Origin of the sequence: Limnohabitans sp., from assembly GCF_044361645.1 — a bacterium.
In the GTDB taxonomy this organism is placed as follows: Bacteria; Pseudomonadota; Gammaproteobacteria; order Burkholderiales; family Burkholderiaceae_C; genus Limnohabitans_A.
In genome coordinates this window covers 1-7,092 of the sequence record NZ_JBIKIL010000159.1, presented here as the reverse complement: position 1 = coordinate 7,092, position 7,092 = coordinate 1, and the positions used below count along the sequence as shown (strand labels likewise).

The window sequence follows — 7,092 nt, the reverse complement described above, 5'->3', positions numbered from 1 at the left end:
TCAAATCGGTGGAAAACACCAAGAAGATCACCAAGGCCATGGAGATGATTTCCGTCTCCAAAATGCGCAAAGCGCAGGAGCGTATGCGCACGGCCCGGCCTTACAGCGAGAAGATTCGCACCATTGCAAGCCACCTCGGCCAGGCCAACCCTGAGTACGTGCACCCCTTCATGAAGCGCAACGACGCCAAGTCGGTGGGCTTCATTGTGGTGACCACCGACAAGGGGCTGTGTGGGGGCTTGAACACCAACTTGCTGCGCGCGGTGACCGTTCAATTGCGCGAAACGCAAGCCCAAGGCAAAACGCCTTTGGCTGTGGCCATTGGTGGCAAAGGCCTTGGTTTTCTGAACCGGGTCAATGCCAAGGTGGTGGCGCATGTGACGCAGTTGGGTGACAAGCCGCACTTGGACAAGCTGATTGGCCCCGTCAAGGTGCTGCTCGATGCTTACGCTGCAGGCGAAGTGAGCGCTGTTTACCTGTGCTACAACAAGTTTGTCAGCACCATGGCGCAAGTGCCCACCATCGACATGCTGCTGCCCTTGTCTGCCCTGGACATGCAGGCTGAAACCAAAGCAGCGGGTCATGCGCATGCTTGGGATTACATCTACGAGCCCGATGCCCAGACGGTCATTGACGAGTTGCTGGTCCGTTATGCGGAAGCATTGGCCTACCAAGCCGTGGCCGAAAACATGGCCTCTGAACATGCTGCGCGCATGGTGGCCATGAAGGCTGCAACCGACAACGCTGGCAATGTGATCGGCGAGCTCAAGCTCGTTTACAACAAGACCCGTCAAGCCGCCATCACCAAAGAACTGTCGGAAATCGTCTCTGGCGCAGCCGCGATCAGCGGTTGATTCCCAGTTCAGCAAATTCAAATTATTTGGAGCGAAAAATGCAAGCCCAAGGAAAAATTGTTCAATGTATTGGCGCTGTGGTCGACGTGGAGTTTCCACGCAACCAGATGCCCAAGGTTTATGACGCACTCAAAATGGAAGGCTCTGCGCTGACCCTCGAAGTGCAGCAGCAACTCGGCGACGGCATCGTGCGCACCATTGCGCTCGGTTCATCCGACGGTTTGCGTCGCGGCCTGATGGTGTTCAACACCGGCAAAGCGATCACCGTGCCTGTGGGCAAAGCCACACTGGGCCGCATCATGGACGTGTTGGGTGCGCCCATTGACGAACGCGGTCCTGTCAGCCAAGAACTCACCGCTTCGATTCACCGCAAAGCCCCGGCTTACGACGAATTGAGCCCTTCACAAGAACTGCTGGAAACCGGCATCAAGGTGATCGACTTGGTCTGCCCCTTCGCCAAAGGCGGCAAGGTCGGCTTGTTCGGTGGTGCCGGTGTGGGCAAGACCGTGAACATGATGGAACTCATCAACAACATCGCCAAGGCGCACAGCGGCTTGTCGGTGTTTGCCGGTGTGGGTGAGCGCACCCGTGAAGGCAACGACTTCTACCACGAGATGGCCGACTCCGGCGTCGTGAACCTTGAGAACCTGCCCGAGTCCAAAGTGGCCATGGTGTACGGCCAGATGAATGAGCCACCAGGCAACCGTTTGCGCGTGGCCTTGACCGGTCTGACCATTGCTGAGTCATTCCGCGACGAAGGCAAAGACGTGCCTTGTTGGGCCGCATGCCATCTGCTGTGGGTTACCAGCCCACATTGGCCGAAGAAATGGGCCGCTTGCAAGAGCGCATCACGTCCACAAAAGTCGGCTCCATCACCTCCATCCAAGCCGTTTATGTGCCAGCGGACGACTTGACCGACCCATCGCCTGCGACCACCTTCGCTCACTTGGACTCCACCGTGGTGTTGAGCCGTGACATCGCTTCCTTGGGTATCTACCCAGCGGTCGATCCACTGGACTCCACTAGCCGACAGCTTGACCCCTTGGTGGTTGGACTTGAGCACTACGAAACAGCCCGTGCAGTTCAGGGAACACTGCAGCGTTACCGTGAACTGCGCGACATCATCGCCATCATGGGTATGGACGACTTGGCCCCTGAAGACAAGCTGGCCGTGGCCCGTGCCCGAAAAATTCAGCGCTTTTTGTCGCAACCCTTCCACGTGGCTGAAGTGTTTACAGGTTCTCCCGGTAAATACGTCACATTGGCCGAAACCATCCGTGGTTTCAAGATGATTGTGGCGGGCGAGTGCGATCACCTGCCAGAGCAAGCCTTCTACATGGTTGGCAGCATCGACGAAGCTTTCGAAAAGGCCAAAAAGGCCGCTTAAAGCTGTGCCGTAGGGTGGCCGACCAGTCTCCCTGCAGCCCGCTTTAAAGCACCTTTTTAAGGAGAAAACATGAACACCATCCACGTTGATGTGGTCAGTGCCGAAGAGTCCATCTGGTCGGGCGAGGCCCGGTTTGTCGCTCTGCCTGGCGAGTCTGGCGAGTTGGGCATTTTCCCACGCCACACCCCCTTGATCACCCGCATCAAAGCAGGATCGGTGAGGATCGAAAAGGCTGACGGCGGCGAGGAATTTGTTTTCGTCGCCGGCGGCATTTTGGAAGTGCAGCCCGACTGCGTGACCGTGCTGTCCGACACCGCGATTCGCGGCAAAGACCTCGACGAAGAAAAAGCCAATGCAGCCAAACTGCTGGCCCAAGAAGCGCTGAAAAATGCCAGCAGCGAAATTGACTTGGCGCTTGCTCAATCTGAACTCATGGTGCTGGCTGCGCAACTGACGGCTTTGCGGAAATACCGCAAAAAATAAGCTGCTTCACGCAGGCTTTCGTCGCCGCCAAGCCTGACCGCCCGGCCACACACTGTGACCGGGTTTTTTTATGGGCAAAATAGGGTCATGACCTGCACGACAATCCCCTCGCCATGAAAAGCGCCAAGTTACAAGCTGCCACCTTGGGCGGTACGCCAGATGACACAGAGGCTGCCTTTTATGAAGCCTTGCAAAACGCCGACATCGACCAACTCATGCAGTGTTGGGCAGAAGAAGACGAAGTGGTTTGCGTGCATCCTGGAGGTGGCAGGCTGATTGGGCCTGGTGCCATACGCGCCACCTTTGAGGCGATGTTTCAATCAGGCGGTGTTCGCGCATTTCCAGAGAGGGTTCACAAGGTCCAGTCTTTGGCCAGCGCGGTCCACCATCTGATTGAGCGCGTGGAAATCAGCACACCACAAGGCGTTCAATTTGCGCACTTGATCGCCACCAACGTGTACCACAAAACCCCACAAGGTTGGCGCATGGTGGCCCACCACACCAGCCCGGGGACGGCCCAAGACGCCAAGGACGTGGGTGCAAAACCAACCGTCTTCCATTGAGCCACATGCTCTTTAAAGCGCCTGTTTGGTTGCCGGGCGGGCATGCCCAAACCATTGGGCCTGCGCTGTTGGCCAAAACGGGCCAAGCCCTGCCCACGGCGTTGCGACGCGAACGGTGGACCACGCCAGATGGTGATTTTTTGGACGTCGACACCTTCAGCGCAAGCCAAGGCCAGCGGCCTATGTTGGTGTTGTTTCACGGTTTAGAAGGCTCTTCCAGCAGCCACTATTCAAAAGCGTTTGCCCGCTGGGCCTTTCAACACGATGTCCATCTGGCACTGCCGCATTTCAGGGGCTGCAGTGGCGAGATGAATCTGGCGCCGCGCGCCTACCACTCGGGCGACCATGCGGAAATCGATTGGATTTTGAGGCGCTTGCGCGCGCAACACCAAGCCCAAAATGGGCGCACCATGGTGGCCGCAGGCGTCTCGCTAGGCGGAAACGCCTTGATGCGTTGGGCGGGTGAAAACGGCCAACAAGCTTTCTTGCAGGTCAACGCCCTGGCCGCCATTTGTGCGCCGCTGGACCTTATGGCCAGCGGAAAAGCCATGGGTGAGGGGCTGAACCGATACCTCTACACCCCCATGTTTTTGCGCAGCATGAAACCCAAAGCGATGGCCAAGTGGCTGCAGCACCCGGGTTTGTTTGACCAACACGCGGTGCAAGTGGCCCGCAGCTTGCGAGAATTTGACAACGCCTTCACAGCGCCTGTGCATGGCTTCAAAGACACCGACGAATACTGGCAAAAAGCATCGGCTAAACCATGGATGAACGGTATCTGCTTGCCCGCCCTCGCCCTGAACGCGCTGAACGACCCGTTCGTTCCGGACTACAGCTTGCCCAATCAACACGAAGTCTCGAGCAGCGTCACGCTGTGGCAACCCCAACACGGCGGACATGTGGGCTTTGCCCATGGCCCATGGTCTGCACAATTGCAAGCAATGCCAAACGCCGTGGGCGCATGGCTGATGCGCGCAGCGGGTGAAACTTGGCCTACAGGAGACCATTTGCATGGATGACATCGTCAAAAAGGCCATGGCGAAATGGCCCAATGTGCCCGATTGTTTTGGTTGGCTGGGCTTGGACAGCCGAGGCCAATGGCACATGCGAGACGATGGTGTGCAAGCCATCGGCCCCTTTCAAAGCGGCGTGCTGGGCAGCAAAGGCGACGTGCTGCGGCATGAAAAATTGGTCGACTTCATTGGTCGCAATTACGACTGCGATGCGCAGGGCAGGTGGTTTTTTCAAAATGGACCCCAGAGGGTGTACATCGAACTGGAAATCACACCGCACATTTGGCGCATTGAAGAGGGGTACACCGTCACCTCGCACACGGGCATTCAAAGCGACGTGCAAGAATGCCTTGAGGACGAGAAGGGCCGCGTATACCTGCAAACCACGAGGGGGCTGGGCTTGGTGCACAGCTTGGATGTGCTGTACCTTGCCCAGGCTTTAGAGCTGGGCATCTGGCGCATTCAGACCTGCCCATCCGATCAAATGCCTGTCAGGTATGGGTTTGTATTGAGCCCACAACAAGCGGCAAAAGCAACACAGGCTAAAAAGCAATAAAAAAACCGCCACCAAGCAAAATTTGGAGGCGGTTCAGACCCAAACAAATCACTGGGCAGGTGCTGCAGTTGGTGCTTGTGGCTCTTCAAAACGGCCGCCAGCGCTGTTGGTCAGGTACACCACCGCGCGCGAAAGTTCGGTGTCGTTGAACTCCCCTCCGGACTGAGCACTCATCGCGCCTTTGCCCTTCAAAACCGAGTTCACCAAACCATCCAAGCCTTGACCCAAACGCGGGCTCCAATCAGCCAAGTCAGCAAACTTGGGCGCGCCGGCCGCACCGGCATCATGGCAGGCAGCGCATTGAACTTTGTAGACCTCTGCGCCAGTCTTCAAGGCTCGGTTGGCATCGCGAACTTCCACCACCCCCACTTTTTGAATGCGCAAAGCCGTCGCCCGCTCGTTGTCCACAGCGCCAGCACCGGGCATGTTGGCCGAAGTCACGTAATAAACAAGACCGATGATGATGAACACGGGGATAACAAAGGATGCCAAACTCAGCAAAAGCATTTGTTTGGGGGTTTTCACCGGGCCAGTGTGGGCTTCGTGCTGATCGTGGCTGTTGTCGCTCATGAAATCCTCTGTGGGGGGCATGGCCGCAAGGGCAAAAAAGATGAAAACAATCCAGAATTATAGCGGCCGACACATGGCGATCTGCTGAAACAAGGCGCTCGGTGCATTGGGCGTGAGATAATGAAAATCACGTTGCGGCTGTAGCTCAGTGGATAGAGTATTGGCCTCCGAAGCCAAGGGTCGTGGGTTCGATCCCCGCCAGCCGCACCAGTGTCGAAAAACCTGCACGCAGGCAAAGCCTCAGCTGCTTGGGCTGCCACAAGATGCTTTCGGCCCCATCTCAAGCCCAAGCCCAAGCCCAAGCGCAATGGACTCGCAATGCGCCAGACTTTTACATGCGGGAGCTGGCCAAAATACCGGTCAGATAAGCGTTCAGCCACACCGCTGACAGAGGCCCAGAAACCACCTGAATTCGAGAGCTCGCACCCGACGAGAGGTGAGCGCTCAAGTCCTTCTCGCTGGTGATCAAGACAACAGACAAGGTGCTGTTGCCGCGTTGGTTAAACTTTTCAAGTGCTTGAAAAGTCTTTTCTTGCTGCGCGCGAGGCATGGACATTTCAACCACAAACATGTCGGGCATTTGGTTGGAGAGATCCAAAAGGGCCTCGGTCACAGAGTCAAAAAAATGAACGTTGATCGGGAAGTTGTAAGAGGCGCAAGCAAGACGCAGCTCCTCCAGCAAATGGGCCGACTCGATCACGATGCTGACGGTGGGTCTGTTTTCCAATTTGGCGGCGGTGCCTGAGAAGTGACGTGACACCGAGCGGTACTCATGAATGGATTCAAGCGCAATCCGGCGATGACCACCTCGGGTCTTCCAACCCTTCAGATCACCTTGATCGACCAAAGTTTGGATCAAGGTGGTCGACAGGCCCAGCATGCGCGCCGCCTCGGCCGTGCTCAAAAACTGAGCAGGGGGCACCAGGGCTTTGTTCTTCATTGAAAGTTGATCTTCTGTGGACATGGTTTTGACATCGGTAAAGGGGGTGTGTGCAGCCAACATGGCGAACTCCTCATGGGTTAAAAATGGCAGGTATTGGGAACTCAAACAAGTTGGAATGAAACAGACGCATCAAGCGCTTTTGCGTACAGGTAACAGTGATCACAGAAAACTCCCTTCAAACAAAGCCGCATCGCTGCGCTCGAGTGCGCATCAAAAAAACGAAATCAAAATGGCGGTATGCGCAATTCTCAAAACGATGTTTTCAATGGACACAGTGCCAAGCCAACTTCAATCATCAACATTGATAAATATGTAATTCTTAATAAAAACGCCAACATAGAAACCCCCCAATTGGGGAAAAAATGATGAAAAATTAAAAAAATTGAGGTTTAAGCCATCAAAGCCAGTAAATACGCTAAAAACAACTAACTGTCACAAAAATGATTGCGGTCCAGCAGGACAGCAGCAGGCCATTCAGCCACTTGCAAGGCACTGAAAAGGTGCAAGGGCACCAAAAACAAGCGTGAGCCGCAGCCGCTGTGAGGCTGGCAAATCAAAGCTGCTGGGTTTCAACTTTCAAGACCCACACCCTGAATCATCCTAGATCCGGCAGTTATTCTGTCATCGTGAGCTGACTTGGTGGATACCAAGGCGGCAGGGGGCGGGTGATTCTCTGCACCACGTAGTCCAAGAACGTCTTCCATCGATCCGCCTGAGGCAACT

The 7,092-nt window shown here is 55.7% G+C and carries 7 protein-coding genes, 1 tRNA gene and 1 pseudogene; 7 read left to right on the top strand and 2 right to left on the bottom strand.

Annotated features, from left to right (window positions below; all coding sequences use genetic code 11):
- From atpG to ACIQ39_RS17750, 6 genes and pseudogenes are all read left to right on the top strand, one after another.
- Positions 1-854: F0F1 ATP synthase subunit gamma (gene atpG, locus ACIQ39_RS17775; protein WP_396435919.1), on the top strand; the 854-nt coding region annotated here is incomplete at its 5' end.
- A 38-nt stretch (positions 855-892) separates the two neighbouring features.
- Positions 893-2,241 (top strand): annotated as a pseudogene (locus tag ACIQ39_RS17770) (F0F1 ATP synthase subunit beta).
- A gap of 69 nt (positions 2,242-2,310) precedes the next feature.
- Entirely contained in the window at positions 2,311-2,724 is a 414-nt protein-coding gene (locus tag ACIQ39_RS17765; protein WP_396435918.1) for a F0F1 ATP synthase subunit epsilon, read from the top strand.
- 113 nt (positions 2,725-2,837) lie between these two features.
- Positions 2,838-3,287, top strand: coding sequence for a YybH family protein (locus tag ACIQ39_RS17760; protein WP_396435917.1), 450 nt, complete (start codon positions 2,838-2,840; stop codon positions 3,285-3,287).
- 5 nt (positions 3,288-3,292) lie between these two features.
- Positions 3,293-4,306, top strand: coding sequence for a YheT family hydrolase (locus ACIQ39_RS17755; protein ID WP_396435916.1), 1,014 nt, complete (start codon positions 3,293-3,295; stop codon positions 4,304-4,306).
- A complete protein-coding gene (locus ACIQ39_RS17750; RefSeq protein ID WP_396435915.1) occupies positions 4,299-4,856 on the top strand; it encodes a DUF2946 family protein in 558 nt (185 codons plus the stop codon). Before ACIQ39_RS17755 ends, ACIQ39_RS17750 begins: the two co-directional genes overlap by 8 nt.
- 48 nt (positions 4,857-4,904) lie before the next feature.
- Here ACIQ39_RS17750 and ACIQ39_RS17745 read toward each other — a convergent pair whose 3' ends face one another.
- On the bottom strand, positions 4,905-5,426 hold the full coding sequence (locus ACIQ39_RS17745) for a c-type cytochrome (RefSeq protein ID WP_396435914.1): 522 nt from the start codon (positions 5,424-5,426) through the stop codon (positions 4,905-4,907).
- A gap of 134 nt (positions 5,427-5,560) precedes the next feature.
- Between ACIQ39_RS17745 and ACIQ39_RS17740 the strand changes: the two genes are divergently transcribed.
- A tRNA-Arg gene (locus ACIQ39_RS17740) sits at positions 5,561-5,636 on the top strand.
- 121 nt (positions 5,637-5,757) lie between these two features.
- On the opposite strand, the gene ACIQ39_RS17735 is transcribed toward ACIQ39_RS17740, so the two are convergent.
- Entirely contained in the window at positions 5,758-6,429 is a 672-nt protein-coding gene (locus ACIQ39_RS17735; protein WP_396435913.1) for a helix-turn-helix domain-containing protein, read from the bottom strand.
- Positions 6,430-7,092 lie beyond the last annotated feature (663 nt).

Coding starts and splice junctions, on each gene's coding strand:
- ACIQ39_RS17765 (WP_396435918.1), top strand. CDS start 2,311: ATGAACACCATCCACGTTGATGTGGTCAGTGCCGAAGAGTCCATCTGG.
- ACIQ39_RS17745 (WP_396435914.1), bottom strand. CDS start 5,426: ATGAGCGACAACAGCCACGATCAGCACGAAGCCCACACTGGCCCGGTG.
- ACIQ39_RS17755 (WP_396435916.1), top strand. CDS start 3,293: ATGCTCTTTAAAGCGCCTGTTTGGTTGCCGGGCGGGCATGCCCAAACC.
- ACIQ39_RS17735 (WP_396435913.1), bottom strand. CDS start 6,429: ATGTTGGCTGCACACACCCCCTTTACCGATGTCAAAACCATGTCCACA.
- ACIQ39_RS17750 (WP_396435915.1), top strand. CDS start 4,299: ATGGATGACATCGTCAAAAAGGCCATGGCGAAATGGCCCAATGTGCCC.
- ACIQ39_RS17760 (WP_396435917.1), top strand. CDS start 2,838: ATGAAAAGCGCCAAGTTACAAGCTGCCACCTTGGGCGGTACGCCAGAT.